General features: G+C 74.3%; 22 protein-coding genes. 11 read left to right on the forward strand and 11 right to left on the reverse strand.

Annotated elements, in window-relative coordinates; translation table 11 throughout:
- Positions 1-71 precede the first annotated feature (71 nt).
- Positions 72-863 carry a TetR/AcrR family transcriptional regulator gene (locus JT721_RS02315; RefSeq protein WP_205471286.1) on the reverse strand — a complete coding sequence of 264 codons (792 nt, stop codon included), beginning with the start codon at positions 861-863 and terminating at the stop codon, positions 72-74.
- A 102-nt stretch (positions 864-965) separates the two neighbouring features.
- Here JT721_RS02315 and JT721_RS02320 point away from each other — a divergent pair, with 102 nt between their 5' ends.
- The 3 genes from JT721_RS02320 to JT721_RS02330 all read left to right on the forward strand — a co-directional run bounded on the left by JT721_RS02320 (position 966) and on the right by JT721_RS02330 (position 3,879).
- Positions 966-1,904 carry an ATP-binding cassette domain-containing protein gene (locus tag JT721_RS02320; RefSeq protein ID WP_205471287.1) on the forward strand — a complete coding sequence of 313 codons (939 nt, stop codon included), beginning with the start codon at positions 966-968 and terminating at the stop codon, positions 1,902-1,904.
- Positions 1,901-2,680, forward strand: coding sequence for an ABC transporter permease (locus JT721_RS02325; protein ID WP_205471288.1), 780 nt, complete (start codon positions 1,901-1,903; stop codon positions 2,678-2,680). The genes JT721_RS02320 and JT721_RS02325 overlap by 4 nt, the downstream gene beginning before the upstream one ends.
- Before the next feature lie 119 nt (positions 2,681-2,799).
- The gene (locus JT721_RS02330; protein WP_205471289.1) at positions 2,800-3,879 is read left to right on the forward strand and encodes a CARDB domain-containing protein; all 1,080 of its coding nucleotides are present in this window, start codon (positions 2,800-2,802) and stop codon (positions 3,877-3,879) included.
- Between the two features lie 9 nt (positions 3,880-3,888).
- Here the strand turns inward: JT721_RS02330 and ileS are convergent, their stop codons facing one another.
- Positions 3,889-7,155: an isoleucine--tRNA ligase gene (gene ileS, locus JT721_RS02335; RefSeq protein ID WP_205471290.1), complete on the reverse strand. Its 3,267-nt coding sequence runs from the start codon at positions 7,153-7,155 to the stop codon at positions 3,889-3,891.
- A 300-nt stretch (positions 7,156-7,455) separates the two neighbouring features.
- Here ileS and JT721_RS02340 point away from each other — a divergent pair, with 300 nt between their 5' ends.
- The 3 genes from JT721_RS02340 to JT721_RS02350 all read left to right on the forward strand — a co-directional run bounded on the left by JT721_RS02340 (position 7,456) and on the right by JT721_RS02350 (position 10,650).
- Positions 7,456-7,971, forward strand: a complete 516-nt coding sequence (locus JT721_RS02340; protein ID WP_205471291.1) for a DinB family protein — start codon at positions 7,456-7,458, stop codon at positions 7,969-7,971.
- A gap of 124 nt (positions 7,972-8,095) precedes the next feature.
- The gene (gene dapD / locus JT721_RS02345; protein WP_307827849.1) at positions 8,096-9,058 is read left to right on the forward strand and encodes a 2,3,4,5-tetrahydropyridine-2,6-dicarboxylate N-succinyltransferase; all 963 of its coding nucleotides are present in this window, start codon (positions 8,096-8,098) and stop codon (positions 9,056-9,058) included.
- 620 nt (positions 9,059-9,678) lie between these two features.
- Entirely contained in the window at positions 9,679-10,650 is a 972-nt protein-coding gene (locus JT721_RS02350; RefSeq protein ID WP_205471293.1) for a hypothetical protein, read from the forward strand.
- 15 nt (positions 10,651-10,665) lie between these two features.
- Here JT721_RS02350 and JT721_RS02355 read toward each other — a convergent pair whose 3' ends face one another.
- Positions 10,666-12,045: an FAD-linked oxidase C-terminal domain-containing protein gene (locus JT721_RS02355; RefSeq protein ID WP_307827850.1), complete on the reverse strand. Its 1,380-nt coding sequence runs from the start codon at positions 12,043-12,045 to the stop codon at positions 10,666-10,668.
- Between the two features lie 106 nt (positions 12,046-12,151).
- On the opposite strand from JT721_RS02355, the gene JT721_RS02360 reads away from it, so the two are divergent.
- Together JT721_RS02360 and JT721_RS02365 are read left to right on the forward strand one after the other, a co-directional pair.
- Positions 12,152-14,353: a malate synthase G gene (locus JT721_RS02360; protein WP_205471294.1), complete on the forward strand. Its 2,202-nt coding sequence runs from the start codon at positions 12,152-12,154 to the stop codon at positions 14,351-14,353.
- Positions 14,350-14,775 carry a heme-binding protein gene (locus JT721_RS02365; RefSeq protein WP_205471295.1) on the forward strand — a complete coding sequence of 142 codons (426 nt, stop codon included), beginning with the start codon at positions 14,350-14,352 and terminating at the stop codon, positions 14,773-14,775. Before JT721_RS02360 ends, JT721_RS02365 begins: the two co-directional genes overlap by 4 nt.
- A gap of 79 nt (positions 14,776-14,854) precedes the next feature.
- On the opposite strand, the gene dapC is transcribed toward JT721_RS02365, so the two are convergent.
- Positions 14,855-15,946 carry a succinyldiaminopimelate transaminase gene (dapC, locus tag JT721_RS02370; protein WP_205471670.1) on the reverse strand — a complete coding sequence of 364 codons (1,092 nt, stop codon included), beginning with the start codon at positions 15,944-15,946 and terminating at the stop codon, positions 14,855-14,857.
- The gene (gene fdxA, locus JT721_RS02375; RefSeq protein WP_205471296.1) at positions 15,943-16,272 is read right to left on the reverse strand and encodes a ferredoxin; all 330 of its coding nucleotides are present in this window, start codon (positions 16,270-16,272) and stop codon (positions 15,943-15,945) included. Before fdxA ends, dapC begins: the two co-directional genes overlap by 4 nt.
- A gap of 67 nt (positions 16,273-16,339) precedes the next feature.
- Between fdxA and JT721_RS02380 the strand changes: the two genes are divergently transcribed.
- Positions 16,340-17,308 (forward strand): GNAT family N-acetyltransferase, encoded by a 969-nt coding sequence (locus JT721_RS02380; protein ID WP_205471297.1) that lies wholly within the window; start codon positions 16,340-16,342, stop codon positions 17,306-17,308.
- Here JT721_RS02380 and JT721_RS02385 read toward each other — a convergent pair.
- The 5 genes from JT721_RS02385 to JT721_RS02405 form a co-directional block, all read right to left on the reverse strand.
- The gene (locus tag JT721_RS02385) at positions 17,290-19,059 is read right to left on the reverse strand and encodes a VanW family protein (protein ID WP_205471298.1); all 1,770 of its coding nucleotides are present in this window, start codon (positions 19,057-19,059) and stop codon (positions 17,290-17,292) included. The genes JT721_RS02380 and JT721_RS02385 overlap by 19 nt on opposite strands.
- Before the next feature lie 4 nt (positions 19,060-19,063).
- Complete coding sequence (locus JT721_RS02390; protein WP_205471299.1) at positions 19,064-19,420, reverse strand: hypothetical protein; 357 nt, start codon at positions 19,418-19,420, stop codon at positions 19,064-19,066.
- A gap of 5 nt (positions 19,421-19,425) precedes the next feature.
- Complete coding sequence (mshB, locus tag JT721_RS02395) at positions 19,426-20,340, reverse strand: N-acetyl-1-D-myo-inositol-2-amino-2-deoxy-alpha-D-glucopyranoside deacetylase (RefSeq protein ID WP_205471300.1); 915 nt, start codon at positions 20,338-20,340, stop codon at positions 19,426-19,428.
- Between the two features lie 68 nt (positions 20,341-20,408).
- Positions 20,409-20,687: a hypothetical protein gene (locus JT721_RS02400; protein WP_205471301.1), complete on the reverse strand. Its 279-nt coding sequence runs from the start codon at positions 20,685-20,687 to the stop codon at positions 20,409-20,411.
- Complete coding sequence (locus JT721_RS02405) at positions 20,684-21,073, reverse strand: (deoxy)nucleoside triphosphate pyrophosphohydrolase (protein ID WP_205471302.1); 390 nt, start codon at positions 21,071-21,073, stop codon at positions 20,684-20,686. The genes JT721_RS02400 and JT721_RS02405 overlap by 4 nt, the downstream gene beginning before the upstream one ends.
- A 32-nt stretch (positions 21,074-21,105) precedes the next feature.
- Here JT721_RS02405 and JT721_RS02410 point away from each other — a divergent pair, with 32 nt between their 5' ends.
- A complete protein-coding gene (locus tag JT721_RS02410; RefSeq protein ID WP_205471303.1) occupies positions 21,106-22,215 on the forward strand; it encodes a hypothetical protein in 1,110 nt (369 codons plus the stop codon).
- A gap of 466 nt (positions 22,216-22,681) precedes the next feature.
- Here JT721_RS02410 and JT721_RS02415 read toward each other — a convergent pair whose 3' ends face one another.
- Positions 22,682-23,509, reverse strand: coding sequence for a thioesterase family protein (locus JT721_RS02415; protein WP_205471304.1), 828 nt, complete (start codon positions 23,507-23,509; stop codon positions 22,682-22,684).
- A gap of 188 nt (positions 23,510-23,697) precedes the next feature.
- Between JT721_RS02415 and JT721_RS02420 the strand changes: the two genes are divergently transcribed.
- Positions 23,698-24,450, forward strand: coding sequence for a hypothetical protein (locus tag JT721_RS02420; protein ID WP_205471305.1), 753 nt, complete (start codon positions 23,698-23,700; stop codon positions 24,448-24,450).
- The last annotated feature ends 80 nt before the right edge of the window (positions 24,451-24,530 follow it).

A 24,530-nucleotide genomic window follows, 5' to 3' on the forward strand; every position in this document is an offset into this window, starting at 1 on the left:
CCGGCGGCGGGGCCGGCGGCGGCGGGTGGTGGCGCCTGCTCCCCCCCCCCCCCCCCCCCGACTCGGCGCGGTCAGGAGCGGGTGGCGAGCAGGGCGAGGACGCCGTCGACGATCCGGGCCAGGCCGAACTCGAGTTCGCGGGCCGGGTCGCTGGCGGCCTGGTAGGCCTCGCCCGCGGCCTGGCCGACCCGGCCGGCGAGGGGGTACTCGCGACCTGACATCACCCGGCCCAGCTCCTCGGCGTTCGCCTCCCACCACGCCAGCTCGCTCTGCCCCGACTCCCGCTCGGCGCGGCGCTTCTCGTGCTCGGCGTGCGCGATGCTGCTGGCGAAGCCGACCAGGAGGGCCACGGTCTGGTCCATCTCGACGTCGTCGAGGCCCACCCCCTCCACCGCGGAGAGCTGCCACTCGTAGCGGTCGGCCGCCCCGGGGCCGAGCCACGGCCGGATGCCGGTGACGTCGAGCAGCCAGGGGTGGGCGAGCGCTTCGGCGTGGTGCACCCGTGCGACGGTCTCGAGCCGGGCCCGCAGCCCGTCGGGGAGCGGCGGCAGCTCGCGCCGGGCCAGCACCTGGTCGACCATCAGCGCCACCAGCTCGTTGCGGCCCGGCACGTAGGTGTAGAGCGACATCGGCGCCAACCCCAGCCGCTGCGCGAGTCCGCGCATGCTCACCCCGGCGAGACCCTCCGCGTCGGCCATCGCGATCGCGGCGTCGACCACGTCGTCGACGCTCAGGCGCTGCCGCGGGCCCCGGCGGGGCTGCTCGTCCTCGGCGACCACGTGCCGCCAGAGCAGGCGCAGGGCGGGGTCCGGCCGGGCGGGCTCCGGCGCCGCAGGCTCGGCGGGGTCGGGCGAGGCGGTCACGGGGGTGAGCCTAGCCGCGCGGCGGCTTGCTCCGTACGCCGTACGGAATATTGTGCTAGTCTCCGCCGTTCACTCCGTACATCGTACGAAGAAAGGACGCGGATGGACCCCACCACCACACCGCTGCTCGCGCGCGGCCTGCACAAGAGGTACGGCGCGACCCGCGCCCTCGACGGGCTCGACCTCGAGGTCCGCGCCGGCACCGTGCACGCCCTGCTCGGGCCCAACGGCGCCGGCAAGAGCACAGCCGTGCACGCCTTCGCCACGCTCACCCGGTGCGACGAGGGCGAGGTCCGCGTCGCAGGCCACGACGTGCGCCGCTCCCCCGCCGCCGTGCGCGCGGCCATCGGGCTGGTCGGCCAGTTCCCCGCCCTCGACGAGGTGCTGCACGGGCGCGAGAACCTGGTGATGTTCGGCCGCCTGCACGGGCTCGGCGCCCGGCAGGCCCGGTCCCGGGCCGAGGAGCTGCTGGCGTCGTTCGGGCTGACCGAGGCCGCCGACCGCAAGGTCTCGACCTACTCCGGCGGCATGCGCCGACGGCTCGACATCGCGGCCGGGCTGGTCCGGCGCCCGGCCCTGCTGTTCCTCGACGAGCCCACCACCGGGCTCGACCCGCGCGGCCGCAACGAGGTCTGGGAGGCCGTGCGCGCGGTGGTCGCCGCGGGCACCACGGTGCTGCTGACCACGCAGTACCTCGACGAGGCCGACCAGCTGGCCGACCGGATCACCGTGCTCGGCGCCGGTCGGGTGGTGGCCGAGGGCACGTCGTCCGAGCTCAAGGACCGGCTCGGCGGCGACCGGGTGATCGTGACCGCGCGCAGCGCCGACGACCTCGCGCGGGTGGCAGCCGCCGTCGGCGGCGAGGCCGACGCCGAGACGCAGCGGGTGACGGTCGAGGCCGGAGCCGGCGGGGGCACGGTGGCGCTGATGAACGCCGTGCGCGCCCTCGACGCCGCCGGCCTCGAGGTCGCCGACGTGCTGCTGCGCCGGCCGACGCTCGACGAGGTCTTCCTGCACGTGACCGAGGGGAGCGCGGCATGAGTGCGCTGCAGCAGGGCTGGGTGATGACCCAGCGCGAGCTCAAGCACTGGCAGCGGGAGCCGTGGACGCCGGTCTTCGGCGTGCTGTTCTCGGTGATGCTGCTGCTGGTCTTCGGCTACCTCTTCGGCGGCGCCATCGAGCTGCCCGGTGGCGGCGACTACCTGCCCTACCTGGTGCCGGGGATGCTCGCGCTGGCGATGATGTTCGGCGTCGAGACCACGATGAGCGCGATCACCAACGACAGCCGCAAGGGCGTCACCGACCGGTTGCGGTCGCTGCCGATCAGCAGCACCGCCGTACCGCTGGGGAGGGCGGGCGCCGACCTGGCCAACTCCGCCCTCCAGCTCGCCGTGCTGCTGGTGGGCGGCCTGCTCGTCGGCTGGCGCGCCGAGGGCGGGCTCGCGGCCGCTGCGCTGGCGGTGCTGCTCCTGCTGTGGCTGCGGGTCGCCGTGCTGTGGATCGGGATCTACCTCGGCCTGGTCCTGCGGGGCGAGGGGGCGGTGATGGCGGTGCAGGTGCTGGTGTGGCCGCTGGGCTTCCTGTCCAACCTGTTCGTCGCACCCGAGACGATGCCGGGCTGGTTGGCCTTCCTGGCCCAGTGGAACCCGGTCTCGGCCACCGCCGCCGCCTGCCGCGACCTGTTCGGCAACCCGGTCGGGGTCACCGACGGCGTGCTGGCCGACCACGCGGTGCTCGCGGCCACGCTGTGGCCGGCCGTGCTCACCCTGGTGTTCCTGCCCCTCTCGGCCCGGGCCTACCGCCGCCTGGCCCGCTGACCCACCCGCGCCGGTCCGGGGGCTGCGGTCCGGCCGGCCGGGGACATCTGTCCCTGACGGTCGGGCCGCAGGGCGCAGCATCGTGACCCCGGACACGTCAGCGACGGAAGGCGGACCCGATGCGGACCCCGATGCGGACCCCGATGCGGACCCTGGGAGCACGACGAGGGACGGCGACGACCACGGCGACGGCGCTGGCCGCCGCGGCCGCGCTGGCGGTGACGCTGCTCGGAACGCTGGCGCCGCCGCACGCCGACGCGGCGGCACGAGGAGCGGACCCGGCCGTCGCCTCCGTGCGCAAGGTCCCGGCGCACGTGACGACGGGTGACCGCCTGACCGTCCGTGCCCTCGTGGTCAACCGCGGGTCCGCCCGGTCCGCGGCCACGCCCCTGCGGCTGCTGCTGTCGCGCGACGGCCGCCCCTCGAAGGACGACCGCGTCGCCGGCCGGGGGCGGGTGCCGGCGCTGGCCGCCCGCGCCCGCACCACCCGGCCGGTGACGGTGCGCGTGCCGGCTGCCAAGGAAGGCCGCTACCGCGTCATCGTCTGCCTCGCGCCGAAAAAGGCTCCGCGCAGCAAGGCCGAGCGCAAGAACGACTGCGAGGTCGGACCCTGGGTCACCCTCCACCGGCTCGAGCCCGGCGAGCTGCTGCCCTGGGCCGGCGGACGCCTCGTCGGCGACATCGCGCTGCGCGAGTCCGGGCACACGGTCTCGTCGGGGCGCGACCGCACCTGGGACCGCTGGGGCGACATCGAGATCGACCTCGCCGCGGCGTCGCCCACGCGGGAGCCGCACCGGGCCACCTTCGCCGACGCCGGCGGCCGGTACACCTGGACCGGTTTCGACACCTACACCGACGGCGGGGAGGCGTGCACGTTCTGGTGGGAGGAGGTGGAGTCGGGCGAGGGGCCGCTCGGGGGCGGCCGGGTATCCGCCCGCTTCCTCCCGGGGGTGGGCGCCCGGACGCTCGAGATCACCCTGCGGACGCCGTACCACGTCGAGGGGCGCTCGGGCCCCGACTGTCGCGAGGAGCACCACTGGGCCGACGACCGCAGCCACACCACGGTCCTGCTCGTCGACCTGAAGGGCGTCGACGCCGGCCACGCCTACTACGTCGCCCGGGTCTGGCAGCCCGCCGGCTCGCGCTGGCAGACGGCCGCCGGGACGCTGGTCCTCACCTACCAGCCGCGGCCGCTCTGATCGGACCCGCTACGCCCTGGTGACCTCGACCGTGGCCCGCTCGCCGTCGCCGACGACGACCTCGGTGCCCTCGGCGTCCGCGACCACGTCGTAGGACGTCGCGAGGGTCTCGCGGGTGACGAGCTCCTCGTGGGCGCGGGCGGCCGCCTGCACGGTCGCCGAGCCCGACACGGTGAGGGCGATCCGGTCCGAGACCTGCAGCCCGGCGTCGCGGCGGGCCTGCTGGACCGCCCGCACCAGGTCGCGGGCCAGGCCCTCGGCGGCCAGCGCCGGGGTGACCTCGGTGTCGAGCACCACGAAGCCGCCGGGGAGCATCCCCACCGCGGTGGAGTCGTCGGCCGCGCCGGCGACGGTCTCGAGGGTGTACTCCCCCTCGACCAGCACCAGCCCGCCGGCGGTGACGGTGCCGTCGTCGGCCACCGACCAGTCGCCGGACTTGGAGCCCTTGATCGCGCGCTGCACGTCCTTGCCCAGCCGCGGCCCGGCGGCCCGGGCGTTGACCGTGAGCTTCTGCGAGACGCCGTACGACGCCGCCTCGGGCGCGTCGGCCGCGAGCAGCCGCACCTCCTTGAGGTTCAGCTCGTCGGCGATGATCGGCTCGAAGCCGGCCAGCGCGGCGGGGTCGGCGACGACCACGGTCAGCGACGACAGCGGCAGCCGGTTGCGGAGGTTGGCCGCCTTGCGCAGCGCCGAGCCGGACGAGCAGATGTCGCGCACCTGGTCCATCGCGGCGACCAGGGCGTCGTCGGCCGGCAGGTCGGCGGCCAGCGGCCAGTCGGCGAGGTGGACCGAACGGCCGCCGGTGAGGCCCCGCCACACCTCCTCGGTGGTGAGCGGCAGCAGCGGGGCGGTCGCCCGGCAGACCACCTCGAGCACCGTGTGCAGGGTGTCGAAGGCCTCGGGGTTGTCGCCCCAGAACCGGTCGCGCGAGCGGCGGATGTACCAGTTCGAGAGCACGTCGAGGAACGACCGCGTCGCGTCGCAGGCGTCGGCGACGGCGTAGCCGTCGAGCGCGGCGGTCATCTGCTCGACGTACTGCCGGGTCTTGGCCAGCACGTAGCGGTCGAGCGGGTCGGTCGACGCCGTCGACCACGACGCGCGGTAGCCCGCGCCGTCGCGCGCGGCGTTGGCGTAGAGCTGGAAGAAGTACCAGCTGTTCCAGAGCGGGATCATCACCTGGCGCACCGAGTCGCGGATGCCCTGCTCGGTGACGACCAGGTTGCCGCCGCGCAGGATCGGCGACGACATGAGGAACCAGCGCATCGCGTCGGCGCCGTCGCGGTCGAAGACCTCGGTGACGTCGGGGTAGTTGCGCAGCGACTTCGACATCTTGTTGCCGTCGGAGCCGAGCACGATCCCGTGGCTGATGCAGTTCTCGAACGCCGGCTTGTCGAAGATCGCGCTCGCCAGGACGTGCAGCGTGTAGAACCAGCCGCGGGTCTGGCCGATGTACTCGACGATGAAGTCAGCCGGGAAGTGGCCCTTGGTGCTGGCCGACCCGTCGAACCACTCCGCGTTCTCGAACGGGTAGTGCACCTGGGCGTAGGACATCGACCCGGAGTCGAACCACACGTCGAGCACGTCGGGGACCCGGCGCATCGTCGAGCGCTCCCCCTCCGGGCGCGGGTCGTCGGGGTTGGGACGGGTGAGCTCGTCGACCCACGGCCGGTGCAGGTCGGGCTCGCCGTCGCGGTTGCGCGGCAGCGTGCCGAAGTCGCGCTCGATCTCCTCGAAGGAGCCGTAGACGTCGATGCGGGGGTACGCCGGGTCGTCGCTGCGCCACACCGGCACCGGCGAGCCCCAGAACCGGTTGCGGGTGATCGACCAGTCGCGGGCGTTCTCCAACCAGCGGCCGAACTGGCCGTCCTGGATGTGGTCGGGCACCCAGTTGATCTGCTGGTTCAGCTCGAGCATCCGCTGCTTGATCGCGGTCACCTCGACGAACCACGACGAGACGCCCTTGTAGATCAGCGGCTCGCGGCAGCGCCAGCAGTGGGGGTAGCTGTGGTCGTAGGTCTCGCGGCGCAGCAGCACGGTGCCGGGCGACACCGAGGCGGCGGCCTCGCCGCGGGTGGCGGCCTTGAGGTGGTCGATGATCTGCAGGTTGGCGTCGAAGACCAGCATCCCCGCGTAGTCGTCGACCGGCGAGGTGAACCGGCCGTCCTTGCCGACCGGCATCACCGCCTCGATGCCCTCGCGGTCGGTGACCTCCTTGTCGACCTCGCCGAACGCGCCGGCGGTGTGCACCAGGCCGACACCGTCGGTGGTGGTGACGGCCTCGTCGGCGGCGACGACGCGGAAGGCGTTCTCGCGCCCCAGGTAGTAGGTGAACGGCGGCACGTAGGTGCTGCCGACCAGCTCGGCGCCGGTGTGGCGGGCGACCACGACGGGCTCGTCGCCGAGCTCGCGGGCGTACGCCGCCAGCCGGGCCTCGGCGACCAGGTAGCGCGCGGTCTCCTCGGTGCCGGGCACCGGGGCCTCGACGACGACGTAGTCGATCGTGGAGCCGACCATGATCGCCAGGTTCGACGGCAGCGTCCACGGCGTGGTGGTCCACACCAGCGCGAGCGCGCCCTCGGCCGGACCGCTGGTCAGCCGCAGCCCCACGGTGACCGCCGGGTCCTGGCGGTTCTGGTAGACGTCGTCGTCCATCCGCAGCTCGTGGTTCGACAGCGGCGTCTCGTCGTTCCAGCAGTAGGGCAGCACCCGGAAGCCCTCGTAGACCAAACCCTTGTCGTGGAGCTGCTTGAACGCCCAGATCACCGACTCCATGTAGTCGGCGTTCATGGTGCGGTAGTCGTTGTCGAAGTCGACCCAGCGCGCCTGCCGGGTGACGTAGTCGCGCCACTCGCCGGTGTACTTCATCACCGACTCGCGGCAGGCGTCGTTGAACTTGTCGATGCCCATCTCGACGATCTCGTCGGTGGTCTTGATGCCGTTGAGCCGCATCGCCTCGAGCTCGGCGGGCAGGCCGTGGGTGTCCCAGCCGAAGCGCCGCTCGACCTTGCGCCCGCGCATGGTCTGGTAGCGCGGGATCAGGTCCTTGACGTAGCCGGTGAGCAGGTGGCCGTAGTGGGGCAGGCCGTTGGCGAACGGCGGGCCGTCGTAGAAGACGAACTCGTTGCTGCCGTCGGGTCCGGCGTCGCGCGCGTCGACGCTGGCCTGGAAGGTGCCGTCGGCGTGCCAGTAGGCGAGCACCCGCTCCTCGATCTCCGGGAAGCGGGGGCTGGAGGGGACGGTCTCGTGACCGGCGGTGGAGACCTGGGGGTAGGTCATGGGTGGCTCGCTCCTGGGCTGCGTCGTCCGTGCACTGATCGGCACGAGGACGACCCCTCCGGGGAGGGCCCGCGGTACCACCTCGTTTGCCCGTCCCCCGGCTGCTGGGGACGAACCGCTCGTTCTCGGGCTGTGACGGGCCCACCCGTCCGGTTCTAGTCACCCCGGTCGCCCGGGGCTTTCTTCCGGAGGCTCGCCGCTGATGACGGCTCGGACGCCTGTGCCCCCAGCCTACGGCGCGCGGCGGGCCGCCCGCGAATCGGATTGCGGCCGGGCCCCGTCCCGGGCGAGGGTGGCCGGGTGAGCGAGCAGCAGCCGGCCGGCCCCGACCTCCCCCTGCGCGGCGAGCGCGCGGTGCTCGAGGACTACCTGCGCCACTACCGGGCGACGTTCGAGCGACAGTGCAGCGGGCTCGACGCCGACCAGCTGGCCCGGCGGGCGGTGCCGCCGTCGTCGCTGTCGCTGCTCGGGCTGCTGCGCCACCTGGCCGCGGTCGAGCACTCGTGGTGGCGCCGGGTGGTGGGCCGCGACCTGGCGCTGCCGCGGCTGTGGGGCAAGGACGACCGGCGCGACGCCGACTTCGACGGCGCGGTCGCCGACCCCGCCGTGGTCGAGGAGGCGTGGGCGGCCTGGCGCACCGAGGTGGCGCACGCCGAGGACGTGCTGGCCGCCACCCCGCTCGACGCGCTCGGCGCCCACCCCGAGGGCGACCTCGAGGTCCGCGAGGTCGTCGTCCACCTCGTCGAGGAGTACGCCCGCCACTGCGGCCACGCCGACCTGCTGCGCGAGTGCATCGACGGCCGCACCGACCTCTAGGCGGATGCGCAGCACGCCCTCGTCGGGGGTGGGGCCGCCGGCCGGCGCCGCGGGGTCGCTCCGGAGCACCGTCAGGTGGGCCGCGGCGCCGACGGCACCGCGACCTTTCGTAGAGTGCGGACCCGTGACCACCTCCACGCCCACCGCCGGACCCACCGCCGCGCACGGCCACGCCCTCGTCACCACCACCGCCGACGGCACCGTCCTCGACGCGTGGTTCCCGGCCCCCGCGCTCGGCGGGGCCGACGGCAGCGACGCGCCCGCCGAGCTCACCGCGCTGGCCGGCACCGACGAGGCCCGCGGCGTGACCCGCGAGGTCCGGCTGGTCGAGGTCGCCGACCTCGCCGCGGCGCCCACCACGACCGAGGAGGTCTGGCTGCGCCTGCACCTGATCTCGGCGCGGCTGGTCCGGCCGCACGGCCTCTCCCTCGACGGCATCTTCGGGCTGCTCACCAACGTGGTGTGGACCTCCGCCGGCCCGTGCGCCGTCGAGGGCTTCGAGCTCACCCGGGCCCGGCTCCGGGCCGCCGGCCACGAGGTCGCGGTCTACGGCGTCGACAAGTTCCCGCGGATGGTCGACTACGTGCTGCCCAGCGGCGTGCGGATCGCGGACGCCGACCGGGTGCGGCTCGGTGCCCACCTCGCCGAGGGCACCACGGTCATGCACGAGGGCTTCGTGAACTTCAACGCCGGCACTCTCGGCGCCTCGATGGTCGAGGGCCGGATCTCGGCCGGCGTGGTGGTCGGCGACGGCTCCGACGTCGGCGGCGGCGCCTCGATCATGGGCACCCTCTCGGGCGGCGGCAGGGAGGTCATCTCGGTCGGCGAGCGCTGCCTGCTCGGCGCCAACGCCGGCATCGGCATCTCCCTCGGCGACGACTGCGTCGTCGAGGCCGGCTGCTACGTCACCGCCGGCACCAAGGTCACGATCACCGACCTCGACGGCAAGCCCCGCGTGGTCAAGGCCGCCGAGCTCTCCGGCGCCGACAACGTCCTCTTCCGCCGCAACTCCGTCACCGGCGCCATCGAGGCGGTCCCGTGGCGCAGCGAGGGCGTCTCGCTCAACGCCGCCCTGCACGCCAACTGACCCATTCCCCCCGTTGGTCGAAACCCCCGCTGGTTGAGGAAGTTGCGCTAGCAACTGTCTCGAAACCCCCGCACCCGAACGCCCTCCGGTGGGGACAGGAGGGCTCTCGGCTCACTGGGTTTCGAGACGGGGCTTCGTCCTTCCTCAACCAACGGTGGGCGCACCCGAACGCCCTCCGGTGAGACAGGAGGCCTCTCGGCTCACCGGGTCTCGACGACGCTCGCTGGCGCTCGCTGCTCGACCACCGGTGCCCGGCGTCCGCACGCCGGGGTGCCGCGCCGCCGGCACGGAGGCGGCGGAGCGACGGGCGGCGTTCGGCACGTAGACGGCGGCGTGGCGCCGACACGAACGCCGGGGAACCGCAGGGCAGAGTCCGGCGACACGGCAACGAGTGCCGAACGACGTCCGGCGCGCAGCAGCCGCAGTGCCCACCCTCGCGCGGCACCCCGCACCCACCACCAACCACAGTCATCCGCCCGCCGGATCCCACCAGCCCGCAGTCAGCCCCCGCCCGAGCCACGTCCCCGGAATCACCCGCTACAGGGAGGGCGGTCGGCTCACCGGGTTTCGAGACAGGCGTTGCACGCCTTCCTCAACCACCGGTACGCGAGACTGGCGGCGTGAAGAGGGGGCTGACCGCGGTCGCGGGGGTCGCGACCGTGGGCCTGGTCGCCGCCCTCGGCTGGGCGCTGGCCACCGACAAGCCGATGCCGTTCCTCGCCCCCGACCTCTGCACCGCCACCGTCGACGGGCGCAACGTCGACCTCTCGCTCCAGCAGGCCGAGAACGCCGGGCTGATCGCGGCGATCGGGGTACAGCGCGGGCTGCCGGCGCGGGCCGTGACGATCGCGCTCGCCACGGCGTACCAGGAGTCGAAGATCCTCGACCTCGAGGGCGGTGACCGCGACTCGATCGGGCTGTTCCAGCAGCGGCCATCGCAGGGATGGGGGACGCCGGAGCAGGTGGGTGACCCCGTCTACGCCACCCACGCGTTCTACGACGCGCTCGAGCGGATCGACGGCTACACCGACATGGAGGTCACCGTCGCGGCCCAGGCGGTGCAGCGCTCGGCGTACCCGGACGCCTACGCCGACCACGAGGCCGACGCGCGGGTGCTCGCCTCCGCGCTCACCGGCCACTCCCCCGCCGCCCTCAGCTGCCGCCTCGACCCCGACGTCGCCGACGGCAACCCGCGGCTGCGCGCGTCGGGCCTCACCGCGCGGGCCGAGGAGGTGCGGCGCGACCTCGACGCCCGCTTCCCCGACGCGCCCCTCGGCGGCTTCGAGCCCGGCGGCGTGTCGACCGGTCACCAGCAGGGGTCGGCCCACTACGAGGGCCGGGCCATCGACCTGTTCGTGCGACCCATCAGCGCCGCCAACCGGGTGCGGGGGTGGGCGATCGCGCAGTACCTCGTCACCCAGGCCGAGCGGCTGCGGATCCGGACGCTGATCTTCGACGGCCGGATCTGGACTAGCGGGTTCCGCTCCGGCGACGGGTGGCGCGACTACGACGTCGACACCGACGGCCGGCCGGCCGGGACCGCCGCGATCCTGGAGCACCGCGACCACGTGCACGTCGACGTGCACGACTGACGGTGCGGCGGCGGGCTACAGCAGCGCGCCGGGGTTCATGATCCCCAGCGGGTCCAGGGCGGCCTTGACCCGCTGGTTGAGCGCGAGCGCGTCGGGGCCGAGGTAGTCGGGCAGCCAGTCGCGCTTGAGCCGGCCCACGCCGTGCTCGCCGGTGATGGTGCCGCCGAGGCGGATCGCCAGGGCCATCACCTCGCCGTAGGCCTGCTGGGCGCGCGCGGACTGGTCGGCGTCGGCGGGGTCGAAGACGATCAACGGGTGGGTGTTGCCGTCGCCGGCGTGGGCGATCACGGCGATCTCGACCTCGCGGGCGGCGCTGATAGCGGCCATCCCCCGGCACAGGTCGCCGAGCGCGGTGAGCGGGACGCCGACGTCCTCGAGCAGCAGCGAGCCACGCTTCTCGACCGCGGGGATCGCCATCCGGCGGGCCACCACGAACTGCTCGCCCTCGCCCGGGTCGGAGGTGGCGAAGACCTCGGCGCCGTGGCCGGTGCAGATCTCGGTGATCAGCGCGACCTCGGCGTCGGCGTGCTGCTCGGGCTCGTCGGACTGGATGACGAGCATCCCCTCGGCCTCGCGGTCCAGGCCCATGCGCGTCTCGTCCTCGACGGCGTTGATCGTGTAGCGGTCCATGAACTCCAGCATCGAGGGCCGCAGCCGCCGACTGATGTCGAGCACCGCCGCGGTGGAGCCGTCGAGCGTCGGGAACGTCGCCACCAGCGTCGCCGGCGGGCGCTGGGCGGGCACCAGCCGGAGCACCACCTCGGTGATGATCCCGAGCGTCCCCTCGCTCCCGACGAACAGCTTGGTGAGCGAGAGCCCGGCGACGTCCTTGAGCCGCGGCCCGCCCAGCGAGACGGCGGTGCCGTCGGCGAGCACCACGGTCATCCCGAGCACGTAGTCGGTGGTGACGCCGTACTTGACGCAGCACAGGCCGCCGGCGTTGGTCGCGACGTTGCCGCCGATCGAGCAGAACTCGTACGACGACGGGTCGGGCGGGTACCACAGGCCGTGCTCGGCGGCCGCCGCCTTGACCGCGGCGTTGAACGCGCCCGGCTGGGCGACGGCGATCCGGGTGACGGGGTCGACCGTGATCGCACGCATCCGCTCGGTGGAGACCACCAGGCCGCCGTCGACGGCCGAGGCGCCGCCGGAGAGCCCCGACCCGGCACCGCGCGGCACCAGCGCGACCCGGTGCTCCGCGGCCCAGCGCACCACGGCGCACACGTCGTCGGTCGAGGTGACCAGCGCGACCGCGACCGGGGTGCCGGCGCCGGGGTCGCGGGCCCGGTCGTGGCGGTAGGTCTCGAGCCGCGCCGGGTCGGTGACCAGGACCCCCTCGGGCAGCGCGGCGCGCAGCGGGGCCAGGTCGGGCAGGTCGGGCAGGTCGGCTGTCACGGCCGCCGCCACTCCCTCCGCTAGATTCTCACGAGCGACTTCCCGGGTCGGCCCGGGCGCTGGCGAGTGTTCCACGCGGCGATTTCGACTGGCAAGGGAGCGGGCGATGAGCGAGCGGGTCCGGGTCGGCGGCAGCCACGGCGGGCTGGAGGTGGCCGCGGTGCTGCACCGGTTCGTCGAGGAGGAGGCCCTCCCCGGCTCCGGCGTCACCAGCGAGCGGTTCTGGGCCGCGGCCGACGAGGTCGTCCACCGGTTCGCCCCGCGCAACCGCGAGCTGCTCGCGCGCCGCGACGAGCTCCAGGCGCAGCTCGACGACTGGCACCGCGCCCACCCCGGCGCGCCGGACCCCGCCGAGCTCGAGGCGTTCCTGCGCGAGATCGGCTACCTGGTCCCCGAGCCCGGCGACGTCACGGTCACCACCCGTGGCGTCGACCCCGAGATCGCGCAGCAGCACGGCCCCCAGCTCGTGGTGCCGATGCTCAACGCCCGGTTCGCCACCAACGCCGCCAACGCCCGGTGGGGCTCCCTCTACGACGCGCTCTACGGCACCGACGCCGTCCCCCGCGAGGGCGGCCTAGCCCCCGGCTCGTCGTACAACCCGGTGCGCGGGGCCGAGGTGATCCGCCGGGCCCGGGCGCTGCTCGACGTCGCCGCGCCGCTCACGGCCGGCAGCCACGCCGACGCGACGGCGTACGCCGTGGACGGCGACGGGCTGGCCGTCACCCTCGCCACCGGCGACGTCGCCCGGCTGGCCGACCCCGCCCAGCTGGTGGGGCACCGCGGCGACGCGGCCGCGCCGGAGGCGGTGGTGGTCGTGCACCACGGGCTGCACCTGGAGATCCAGGTCGACCGCGACGACAGCGTGGGCGCCACCGACGCCGCCGGGGTCAAGGACGTGGTGCTCGAGTCGGCCGTCACCTCGATCATGGACCTCGAGGACTCCGTGGCCGCCGTCGACGCCGACGACAAGGTCGCGGGCTACCGCAACTGGCTGCGGCTGATGCAGGGCACCCTCGAGGAGCAGGTCACCAAGGGTGGACGGACGTTCACCCGCACCATGCACCCCGACCGCACCTGCACGGCGGCCGACGGCTCGACCGTCACCCTGCCCGGGCGGGCGCTGATGCTGGTGCGCCACGTCGGCCACCTGATGACCACCGACGCCGTGCTCGACAGCACCGGCGCCGAGGTGCCCGAGGGCGTCCTCGACGCGCTCGTCACCACCCTGTGCGGCCTGCACGACCTGCGCCGGGAGGGCGGGCTCGCCAACTCGCGCACGGGGTCGATGTACTTCGTGAAGCCGAAGATGCACGGGCCCGAGGAGGTGGCGTTCACCGTCGACCTGTTCGCGGCGGTGGAGACCGGGCTGGGCGTCGAACCGCTGACCCTCAAGGTCGGGATCATGGACGAGGAGCGGCGCACGACCCTCAACCTCAAGGCCTGCATCGAGGTCGCCCGCGAGCGGGTCTGCTTCATCAACACCGGCTTCCTCGACCGCACCGGCGACGAGATCCACACCTCGGTGCACGCCGGCCCGGTGCACCGCAAGGGCGAGATGAAGGCGCAGCCGTGGATCGCGGCGTACGAGGACAACAACGTCGACGTCGGGCTGGCCTGCGGGCTGGCTGGGCGGGCCCAGATCGGCAAGGGCATGTGGGCCGCGCCGGACTCGATGGCCGAGATGCTCGAGCAGAAGATCGGCCACCCGCGGGCCGGGGCGTCCTGCGCCTGGGTGCCGTCGCCGACGGCAGCGACCCTGCACGCGACCCACTACCACCACGTCGACGTCGCGGCGGTGCAGCGCGAGCTGGCAGGCCGGCCACGCGCCCGCCTCGCCGACCTGCTGACCGTGCCGGTGGGCGACCCGTCGGCCTGGTCGGACGACGACCGCCGCCGCGAGCTCGACAACAACGTGCAGGGCATCCTCGGCTACGTCGTCCGCTGGATCGACGCGGGCATCGGCTGCTCCAAGGTGCCCGACCTCTCCGGCACCCCCCTGATGGAGGACCGCGCGACCTGCCGGATCTCCAGCCAGCACGTCGCCAACTGGCTGCTGCACGGCGTCGTCACCCCCGAGCAGGTCGAGGAGTCGTTCCGCCGGATGGCCGCGGTGGTCGACGAGCAGAACGCCGGCGAGCCCGGCTACCGCCCGATGGCCCCCGGCTTCGACGGCGAGGCCTTCCGGGCCGCCCGCGAGCTCGCCGTCGAGGGGCTCGCCCAGCCCAGCGGCTACACCGAACCCGTCCTCCACCGCCGGCGCCGCGCCCTCAAGGCCGCGACCGCCCCGACCCCAGGAGCCACCTCATGAGCCTCACCCTCGACACCGCCCGCCGGATCGTCGCGGCCGCCCGCGTGCACGGGATGGGCCAGGGCTTCAAGCCCCTGACGATCGTCGTGCTCGACGCCGGCGGGCACGTCACCGCCGTCGAGCGCGAGGACGGGTCGTCCAACAAGCGCTTCGAGATCGCCTACGCCAAGGCCCACGGCGCGATCTCGCTCGGGCACGGCACCCGCGCGCTGATGGCCCGCGCCGAGTCGCAGCCCTACTTCATCGCCGCCGCCACGTCCGCCATCGGCGGCGCGCTGGTGCCGGTGCCGGGCGGCGTCCTGGTGCGCGAGAACGACGTGGTGGTCGGCGCCGTGGGCATCTCCGGCGACACCTCCGACAACGACGAGGCCGCGGCCGTCGCCGGCATCGAGTCGGTGGGCCTCACCCCCGACCCCGGCTGAGCGACCCGCGCGCCTGTGACACGCCGATCGCACCAGTTCCCGGTCGTTGCAGCGGCGTGGAGGAGTGGTGGACCCCGGCTTACAGCAGCCGGGCCACCGCCGCCCCGACCCGCTCGTCGGTGGCGGTGAAGGCGACCCGCACGTGGCGGGCGCCGGCGGCGCCGTAGAAGGCGCCGGGGGCGACGAGGATGCCGCGCTCGGCCAGCCACGACACGGTGTCCCAGCAGTCCTCGTCACGGGTGGCCCAGAGGTACAGCGAGGCCTCGGAGTGGTCGATGCGGAAGCCGGCCCGCTCCAGCGCCTCGCGCAGGCGGGCCCGACGGGCGGCGTAGACGGCGTGCTGGGCAACGGCGTGCCCGGTGTCGGCGAGCGCCGCGGCCATCGCGTGCTGCATCGGGCCGGGCATCATCAGGCCGAGGTTCTTGCGGACGGCGAGCAGCTCGCCGACCAAGCGCGCGTCGCCAGCGACGAACGCGCAGCGGTAGCCCGCGAGGTTCGACCGCTTCGAGAGCGAGTGGACGGCGAGGATGCCGTCGGTGGAGCCGCCGCAGACGTCGGGGTGGAGCACCGAGACCGGCTCGGCCTCCCAAGCGCACTCGAGGTAGCACTCGTCGGAGACCAGGATCGTGCCGCGCTCGCGGCACCACTCGACCACCTTGCGCAGGTGGGCCGGCGGAAGCACCCGCCCGGTGGGGTTCGACGGCGAGTTCAGCCACAGCAGCCGCGGCACCCGCGGCCCCAGCGCGGTCAACGAGTCGGTGGCGACCAGCTCGGCGCCCGCCAGGGCCGCGCCCACCTCGTACGTCGGGTAGGCCAGCTCGGGCTGCACGACCAGGTCGCCGGGGCCGATGCCGAGGTGGAGCGCCAGCGAGCCGATCAGCTCCTTGGAGCCCACCGCGGGCAGCACCTGGTGGAGGCCGAGGCCGGTGACGCCGTGGCTGCCGGCCAGCCAGTCGAGCACCGCCTGCCGGGTCTCGACCCGGCCCACGGTCACGGGGTAGCCGGGTGCGTCAGCGGCGTCGCGCAGCGCGGCCCGGACGACCTCGGGCGTCGGGTCGACGGGGGTGCCGACCGAGAGGTCGACGATCCCGTCGGCGTGGGCGCGGGCCCGGGTGGCGTGGGTCGTCAGGTGGTCCCAGGGGAAGTCCGGGAGCCGGGAGGAGACGGTCAGTGCGCGTCCTGGTTCTGCGGCTCCAGGCCGGCGATGTAGGGGTGGTCGTGGTCGATCTCACCCATCTTGGCCGCTCCGCCGGGCGAGCCGATCTCGTCGAAGAAGTGGACGTTGGCGTCGTAGTACTGCTTCCACTCCTCCGGGGTGTCGTCCTCGTAGAAGATGGCCTCCACCGGGCAGACCGGCTCGCAGGCACCGCAGTCGACGCACTCGTCGGGGTGGATGTAGAGCATCCGCTTGCCCTCGTAGATGCAGTCCACCGGGCATTCGTCGACACAGGCGCGGTCCTTGACGTCGACACACGGCTGCGAGATGACGTAGGTCACCGGGTTCCTCCTGGAAGTGCTCGGGATCGAGGACCGATCTGGGCCACAGCCTAGTATCAGTCGTCCGATGCCCGAGCACGTACCCCACTCCGCCCACATGCTGGATACCGACGGTATGCCCACGGCGACCGGGCGGCACGGGCTCGGCCCCCACGTGGTGGGCCAGCGGGTCGTCGTGCGCCGGCTGCTGCGCGGTGAGACCGGGCCCACCGGCGGCCCGGCGTTCACCGACCTGCTCGGCACCTGCCTGGCCTGGGACGCCGACGGCTGCCTCGTGCAGCCCGCCGACGGCGACCCGGTGCGGATCGCGCTCACCGACATCGTCTCCGGCAAGCCGGTGCCGCCGCGGCCGGCCACCCGGCTCCGGGTCGAGCCCCGCGAGGCCCAGCTGCGGGCGCTCGCGCTGTGGCCCGACCTGGTGACCGAGCCGCTGGGCGACTGGGTGCTGCGCCGCTCCCCCACCGCCACCGCCCGCCGGGCCAGCTCGGTGCTCGCGATCGGCTCACCCGGCCCCGCCCCGCACGACGCCCTCGACCGGGTCGTCGCCTTCTACGCCGCCGCGGGGAAGCGCCCGATCGCGGCGGTGCTGCCCGGCTCGGCCGAGGAGGCGCTGTTCGCCGACCGCGGCTGGGTGCTGGAGTCGGCCGACGCCGACACCGTCTTCCAGCTCGCCGGCGTGGCCGCGGCCCGCCGGCGGCTGCGCGGGGTCGACCTGCCGGACCTCGACGTCGCGCTCACCAGCGGCGCCGGCATCGCGACCCTCGAGGTCCGCCTGGGCGACGGGTCACCGGTCGCGCGCGGCCGGGCCGCCTGCGCCGACGGGTGGGTCGGGTTCCGCGGCATCGAGGTCGAGCCCGCGCACCGCGGCCGGCGGATCGGGCTGCTGGTGATGGCCGCACTGCTGGAGTGGGGCGCCGAGCAGGGCGCGACCACGGCGTACCTCCAGCTGCTGGCCGACAACCACGCCGCCCGCGCGCTCTACGACGGCCTGGGCTTCGTCGACCACCACACCTACCGCTACCTCGCCGCTCCCTGACGGTCGCGGTCGCCGCCGCCCGGCGGCTTGCAGATCACCGTGTCGGACGGGATGTAGGTGGTGTGGAAGTTCTCGGTCTTCACGACCTTCGACGAGCCGGGCTTGCGGAAGATCCGCTTCACGTCGACGTCGAAGCCGCCGTAGCCGGTGTTGGGCGTGCAGTCCTCGACGTCGAGGGTGCGCGTGCCGGGGCTGGTGAAGTTGTAGCGGTCGCTGGTGGTGGTGTCGATGTCCCAGTACTTGGTGGAGAACATCCGCACCGTCACCACGCCCTGCGACCCGGGGGTGCTCGGCGTGACCCGGGCGTCGATGAGGACGCCGTAGGGGGTGTCGTTCTGGAACCGCAGGTCGACCGAGCCCCACGCCACCGTGGCCTCGCGGCCCACGGGGTAGCGGTCGATGTAGAACGAGTGGGGCTTGTGCTCGACGTCCTTGAGGCCGGCGAAGAAGGCAGCGTTGAACGCCGTGGTCGCCATCTGCGAGACACCACCGCCGAGGTCCTCGCGGAAGATGCCGTTGCTGATGATGAAGCCCTCGGTGAAGCCGTTCTCGCGGGTGCGCTCGCCCACGGTGTCGTTGAGCGAGAAGGTCTCGCCGGGCTTGAGCACGGTGCCGGTGATCAGCTCGGCGGCCCGCCCGATGTTGATGTTGCGGTACTCGGCGTAGGGGAAGTACGTCGTGAACGACGACACCTCCTCGACGATCTTGAGGTCCTTGGCGTCCTGGGTCGTGAACTCCGGCTCCGCGACCTCGGCCTCGACCTCGGTGCGGCGGGCGTCGCCGCTCTCGGTGACCACCGAGAGGAACTGCTCGGCGACCACCTCGGGCTCGTACTCCAGGCCGGGCTTGCCCTTGACCACCTTCGGCTTGCCGTCGACCAGCCTGACGGTGGCGTCGACGGGCTCGTCGCGCCCGGAGGTGCCCTTGTCGACCATCGCGGAGAGCTTGTCGACGTCGACCTCGGGCTCGAGCGCGCCACCCTCGGGCACCAGCCGCAGCGCCGCACCGAACTGGCGCGGCCGCAGCGTGATCGGCGACTTGCCGAAGACCAGGGTCACCGGGCCCGACATCGCGGGGTTGGCGAACGTCTCGACGGCCTCGTCGACGTCGGCCTGGTCGATCTCGGGCGCGGTCTCCCCTAGCGGCAGCTCCACCGGCGAGCGCGGCAGCTCGGCGAGGAACGCCGCGGCGACCGCCTCGCGGGCCGCCTCGGGGTCGATGCCCCGGCCGATCTCGGGGTCGGTGGTGCGCACCGCGCCGTTGCGGAAGGTGACGGTGCCGTCCACGGGCGCGTCGCCGGCGTCCTCGTCGAGGCCGTCGACGAACTCCTCGAAGCGCTCCTCGTCGATCTCGACGACCGGCTCGAGCTCCTCGCCGCCGGTGAAGTGGTCCCAGAGCCGGCCGGGCGACCAGCTGCGGCCGCGGTCGGCCTGCGCGACGGTGGCCTCGAGGTCGATGCCGAACCCGACGTCGTCGGCGTCGACGGTGCCGTAGCTGTCGTCGACGTTGACCTGCACCGGCTCGGCCAGCCGCTCGGCGAGCTCGTCCTCGAGGTGCGCGACGGCGGCGTCGGCGGACCGCCCGCCGATGTCGACGCCCGCGACGGAGGTGCCGCGGGGCAGGTCGTCGCCCGCGACGGCGTAGGCCGCGGCGTAGCCGGCCCCCGCGACGACGAGCAGGCCGAGCACGACGAGCAGGACGAGACGTCCGCCCGCCCGCTCGCGCTCAGGGGTCTGGGCCGGCGTGGTCACGGGGTCATAGTAGGGAGTCGCTGGCGCCGGTCCGTGATCGTCCCGGGCCGGGCAGGGTGCTGAGCGCCACCACCAGCACCACCAGCCCGAGCCCGACCAGGCCGTAGCCGTGGGCCTCCGAGGCGACGAGGTAGCCGCCGTTGCGGCGCACCAGCACCGCCGCCACGAACGGCGCCACCCAGCCCACGGCCCACGGCACCCGGGTCGTCCACCCCGGCGGCACGGCGTACGCCGAGACCAGCGTGGTCGCGGCACCGAGGGCCAGGCCCCACCACGTGACGTGGAGGAACACGGTGCCGACGCCGGTGGCGAACCCGATCGCGAGCAGCACCGGGGCGCGCAGCCACGACGGCACCGCCACCGCGGTCAGAGGCCGGCGAACAGGTCGGTCTCGAGGCCGTCGGGCCCGAGCTCGCCCCGCTCGCCCTTGGCGATCCGGTAGTACTCGACGCCCCACGCCTCGGCGCCGACGTTGTTGGACAGCGCGAAGAACGGGCCGTCGGTGGTGATCTGGGTGGCGTGGGCGGCGAGGGCGGCCATCTTGCGGTCGACGAACCCGGTGGCGTCGACGGCGGCCGCGAGGTCGGCGTCGGCGGTGACGAAGTGGGGCAGCGGGCCGTCGGGGTCCATGCCCTCGAACGACGTGGTGTCGCCGGCCTCGCGGAGCTTGCGCAGCCCCTCGCGCATCCGGCTCTCCGACATCGCGCCCCAGTAGATCTTGGCGATGTCCCACGACTCGCCGAGGTCGTGGCGGTACGACGGCACCGCGGCCAGCGCGGCGGCGTACGTGGCGACCCGGTGGGCCTGGATGTGGTCGGGGTGGCCGTAGCCGCCGAACTGGTCGTAGGTCACCAGCACCTGGGGCCGCACCTCGCGGATCACCGCGACCAGGTGGTCGGCGGCCTCGGTGAGGTCGGCGTGCCAGAAGGCGTTCTCGCTGATGGTGTCGCCCGGGACGGCGTACCCGTCGGGGTGCCACTCCATGCCCGAGTCGCGGTAGGTGCCGAAGCCGCCGAGGAAGCGGTGGTCGGTGACGCCGAGCGCGGCCATCGCATCGGCGAGCTCGCCGCGGCGGTGCTCGCCGAGCGCGTCGTCGCGGTCGGCGGCGAGGTGCTCGAGCTCGGGCACCAGGACCTCGCCCATCTCGCCGGCGGTGCAGGTGACCAGGGTGACCCCGCGCCCCTCGGCGACGTACTTGGCCATGGTGGCCCCCTGGCCGATCGACTCGTCGTCGGGGTGGGCGTGCACGAGGAGGAGCCGCTGGGCTGGGACGTCGGTCATGGCACCCGATCCTAGGAAGACGAAGGGACAGCGGTCCGAACACCCGCGGGCGTGGGTTTACTCCGGGCCTACTCCGGGGGGCGCTTGAGCCGGCGGGGCTCGGTGGGCAGGTCCAGCGGCGGCACCGGGCCGGGGCCCGACTCCTCGGCGTCGAGCCACCCGTCGTGGCGGTCGACGAGGACGTCGAGCAGCAGCTCGGGCGCGTCGGTCTCGACCGCCCAGGGGTGGTCGTCGTCGTCGTCCTCGCCGGCCAGCCGCTCGCGGGTCACCCGCGCCTCCCAGCCGCCGGCCGCCAGCTCGGCGGCGACGGCGCGGGCGGCGTCCTCGTCGAAGAACACGCCCCTCACGCCCGGGTCTCCAGCTCGGTGCGCAGCTCGGCGAGGAACGGCCGGTCGGGCTCGAGCCAGTCGACGTCGCCGAGCTCGTCGGCCGCCAGCCAGCGCACCAGGTCGTGCTCGGTGGGGGTCGGCTCGCCGTCCACCAGCTCGGCCACCGCGACCCAGAGCGTGTGCCGCTCCCCGATCGCCGACTCCCCCGCCAGCCACCGCCCGAGCTCGACCCGGCAGCCGAGCTCCTCGGTCACCTCGCGCACCAGGGCGGCGCCCGGCTCCTCGCCCGGCTCGACCTTCCCGCCCGGCAGCTCCCAGCGGCCGGCGGCCTCGGGCGGCCGGGTGCGCCGGGTCGCGAGCACCCGGTCACCCCGCACGATCGCGGCTCCGACGACGACGCCCATGGCCGCGCAGCCTAGTTGTCTACGGTGTGCGCATGGCAGCCGCCGGCCCCGGGATCCACCTCGTGCGCACCGACGAGAACGTCGCGGAGGTCGACGCGCTCGCGGAGCTGCTCGGTGGGCGGGTCGGCCTCGACGTGCTGCTCGGCGACCTCGACCGGCGCGGCCGCCGTACCCTCGCGCCGGGCCGGGCCGTCCACCGCGCCTGGACGTGGGACCGCCACGACCGCCGCGACCCCCGCTGGTGGCCGCAGGGCGTCTCGACGTCCGCCGACGCCGACGACCCGGCGGTCGCGGGTCGCCAGCTGGTGCTGGTCGCGTGGTACGCCAAGGAGCTGCCCGGGGACCCCGCCGGCCACCAGGGGTCGCGGGTGACCGTGCTCGACCTCGCCAGCCGCCGCTACCGCCACGTCCTGCTCGTGGTCCCGGTGCTCCGTGACGGCGCGGTCCACCTCGAGCCGCTGCGGGTGCACGCCGGCGGCATCGCCTGGGTCGGCCCCCACCTCCACGTCGCCGCGACCGCCCGCGGCCTGGTCACCTGCCGCCTCTCCGACCTGCTCCGCGTGCCCGACGACCTCTCCGGCAGTCGCCGCCGCCTCGGGGTGCACGACGGCCGGGTCTCGACGTACGGCTACCGCTACGTGCTGCCGGTGCGCTTCGCCTACCGCGCCCGCGCCGACGAGGGCCTGGAGCGGCTGCGCTACTCGTTCCTCTCCCTCGACGGCTCGACCTCGCCGCCGTCGCTGGTTGCCGGCGAGTACGGCAACGCACGCCAGACCCGTCGACTCGCGCGGTTCCCCCTCGAGCCCGGCACCGGGCTGCTCGCCACCGACGACGACGGCAGCACCCGCCCCCTCGCCCTCGAGGAGGAGGGCGTCGTCCGGATGCAGGGCGTCGCGGCCCGCGACGAGACCTACTACGTCACCACCTCCCACGGCCCGTGGGTCCCCGGCTCGGTGCACGTCGGCCGCCCCGGCGCCTGGCGCCGCCACCGCTGGGCCGTCCCGATGGGCCCCGAGGACATCGCCTGGGGCCCCGGCCACGACACCCTCTGGTCCACCACCGAGCACCCCCGCCGCCGCTGGGTCGTCGCCCTGCGGCGTTCCTGGTTCGACCGGCGGAATGGCGCTGGTCCCGCTGGTTGAGGGGGGAGTGCAGTCCTTACTCGTTACCCGGTGAGACGAGCGCCCTCCCTGGACCACGGTTCGGGCCACTCCGCGGCTGACCCTTGGCGCCCGCGCGCCTACCTGGTCGGGTCTCGCGACCAGGTACAACGGCGCACTGCCGGCACTCGCAGGCTCGCGCCGACAGCACTGCACGGGCTTCGTCCACCGGTGGTCGAGCAGCGAGCGCCAGCGAGCGTCGTCGAGACCCCAGCAGACGAATGCCCTCCCGCCACCACCGCGGGCACCCAGGTGCGAGGCCCACCACCGAGTCCGCTGGACCGACGGCGGCAGGACCGACCTCAAGGACGGCGTCCTCCTCTGCCCCTCCCACCACCAGAGGGCCCACGACCCGACGTACGACCCCATCTATCTGCCTACCGGCAAGGTCCAGTTCCACCGAAGACGTGACGCACCGCTGGTTGAGGACTCGAAACCCCGAGGCCGATCAGGTCGGGCGGGGCAGGCGGGCCAGCTGGCGGGACTGGGCGACCAGGCGGTCGGCGGAGTCCCAGACCTCGCAGTCCTCCTCGAACATGCCGCCGGCGATGTTGCGGGTGACGTGGCGGACGCGGAGCCAGCCGGGTGCGGGCCGGGCGCGGACGTGGACGGTGAGCTCGAGGGTGGGGGCCCAGCCGATCCGACCGAGATCGAACGTCACCGGCGGGAGGGCGTCGACGACCATCAGCAGCGAGAGGGCGTCGGGCTCGCGGCCGTCGACGAGGCGGAACCAGGCGGCCAGCTCGCCGCGACCGGAGGGCTGGCCGACGGCCCAGCCGGCGGACGCGGGGGTGAACCGCATGTCGAAGCGGTCCATGAGGCGGGCGATCCGCCGGACCTCGGGTGGCGCCAGGTCGTTGCTGAGGCAGTCCTCGAGCGGCGGCAGCTCCAGGGGCGGGGCCGTGGTCTCGACGTCGTCCGGGCCACCGGGGCTGCCGAGCCGGGACAGGTCGCCGACCGTGGCCAGGGCGGCGATCCGGGCCACGCCGTCCTGCTCGACGTCGACGGCCGCGGTCGCCACCGAGCCGCCGACCCGCCTGGGGGTCACCCGCACCGTGGCCGGCCCGGGGGTGGCGGCGGACAGGTAGTGGGCGCTCACCACGACGGGGTCCGGGCGGTCGGGGAACGCCGCCCGGAGCGCGTTGCCGACGACGGCGAGGAGGTAGCCGCCGTTGATTCCGCCGCCGACCGTCCAGCCGCCGTCCAGCTCGGCGGACCAGACGCCGGTCTCGTCGGTGGGAGTGACCGCGGTCATCTCGTCGAACTCGAAGGGCATGACCCGGACCGTACCGAGGCCGAACCACCCACTCGGGGGCGGCCGCGCGAGCCCGCCGGCGGCTACCGTTGTCCACGTCGGGTCCGGGCGCCGGCACCGGGTCCGGAGCGCGGTCCCGGTGCGCGGTGTCCCGGGCCCGATCCCGGGGTCCGTGCCCCGGGGCTCCCCGGGGTCTCTAGTCTGACGCCGTGGACGCGGACGCGGCGGAGAAGCGGGTCGCGGCGTTCTGGACCGACTACGCCGACTCCGGCCGCGGTCGGCTGCGCTTCGCCGTCACCCGGCCGGGACGGGTCCGGGAGTTCCTACGGGCGCGCCGCGCGCTCCCGCAGCTGGAGGCCTCGCCCAGTGACACGCCGGGCGGTCGGGCGGTCGCCCGGGTGCTCGGCGACCGCGGCCTGGTGGGCGTCGACCTGGGCTGGACCGGACCGGCGGTGCTCGACCTGCCGGACGACCCGGCGACGTACCTCCTCGGACGCTCCAAGCAGACGCTGCGCCGCAAGATCCGCCAGGCCGAGCAGCACGGGCTGACCTGGCGCCTCGTCGACGACGCCGTGGAGCGGACCCGGCTGCTCGCGATCGCCAACGCCGCCGAGCAGGCCCACCTCGACCCGACCTACCGGGTGACCGCCCCCCGCAACGACGACCTCCTCGACCACGACCTCTGGATGGTCGTCGAGGACCCGACGGGTGCCCCGTGCCTGCTGGCGGTGATCCCCACCGACGACGCCTGGGCGACGCTGCGCTACTTCCGCCGGCTCGGCCCGCCGGAGCCCGGGACCGACGGGCGCTACCTCGGCACCGCCGCGCTGGTCGAGGTGCTGGCCGGCCGCGGCGTGCGCCACCTGCTCGACACCGAGCACCCCGGCGCGCAGACCAACGGCCTGCGGCACTTCCAGCGGATGGTGGGCTTCCGCTACGCCCGGGTGCGCCACCGGGGCTGACCGGCACCGCTCGGGGGTACCCCGATCAGGCTGCCCGCCGGACTCCGCGAACCCCGACCTGAGACTGCTCTCGGGGTCAC

Source organism: Nocardioides sp. SYSU D00038, assembly GCF_016924665.1.
GTDB lineage: Bacteria > Actinomycetota > Actinomycetes > Propionibacteriales > Nocardioidaceae > Nocardioides.

Bases quoted from the DNA above. Each gene is read 5' to 3' on its own strand.
- JT721_RS02320 (WP_205471287.1), top strand. From the start codon at position 966: ATGGACCCCACCACCACACCGCTGCTCGCGCGCGGCCTGCACAAGAGG.
- JT721_RS02325 (WP_205471288.1), top strand. From the start codon at position 1,901: ATGAGTGCGCTGCAGCAGGGCTGGGTGATGACCCAGCGCGAGCTCAAG.
- JT721_RS02330 (WP_205471289.1), top strand. From the start codon at position 2,800: ATGCGGACCCCGATGCGGACCCCGATGCGGACCCTGGGAGCACGACGA.
- ileS (WP_205471290.1), bottom strand. From the start codon at position 7,155: ATGACCTACCCCCAGGTCTCCACCGCCGGTCACGAGACCGTCCCCTCC.
- JT721_RS02360 (WP_205471294.1), top strand. From the start codon at position 12,152: ATGAGCGAGCGGGTCCGGGTCGGCGGCAGCCACGGCGGGCTGGAGGTG.
- JT721_RS02365 (WP_205471295.1), top strand. From the start codon at position 14,350: ATGAGCCTCACCCTCGACACCGCCCGCCGGATCGTCGCGGCCGCCCGC.
- JT721_RS02380 (WP_205471297.1), top strand. From the start codon at position 16,340: ATGCCCGAGCACGTACCCCACTCCGCCCACATGCTGGATACCGACGGT.
- mshB (WP_205471300.1), bottom strand. From the start codon at position 20,340: ATGACCGACGTCCCAGCCCAGCGGCTCCTCCTCGTGCACGCCCACCCC.
- JT721_RS02405 (WP_205471302.1), bottom strand. From the start codon at position 21,073: ATGGGCGTCGTCGTCGGAGCCGCGATCGTGCGGGGTGACCGGGTGCTC.
- JT721_RS02410 (WP_205471303.1), top strand. From the start codon at position 21,106: ATGGCAGCCGCCGGCCCCGGGATCCACCTCGTGCGCACCGACGAGAAC.
- JT721_RS02415 (WP_205471304.1), bottom strand. From the start codon at position 23,509: ATGCCCTTCGAGTTCGACGAGATGACCGCGGTCACTCCCACCGACGAG.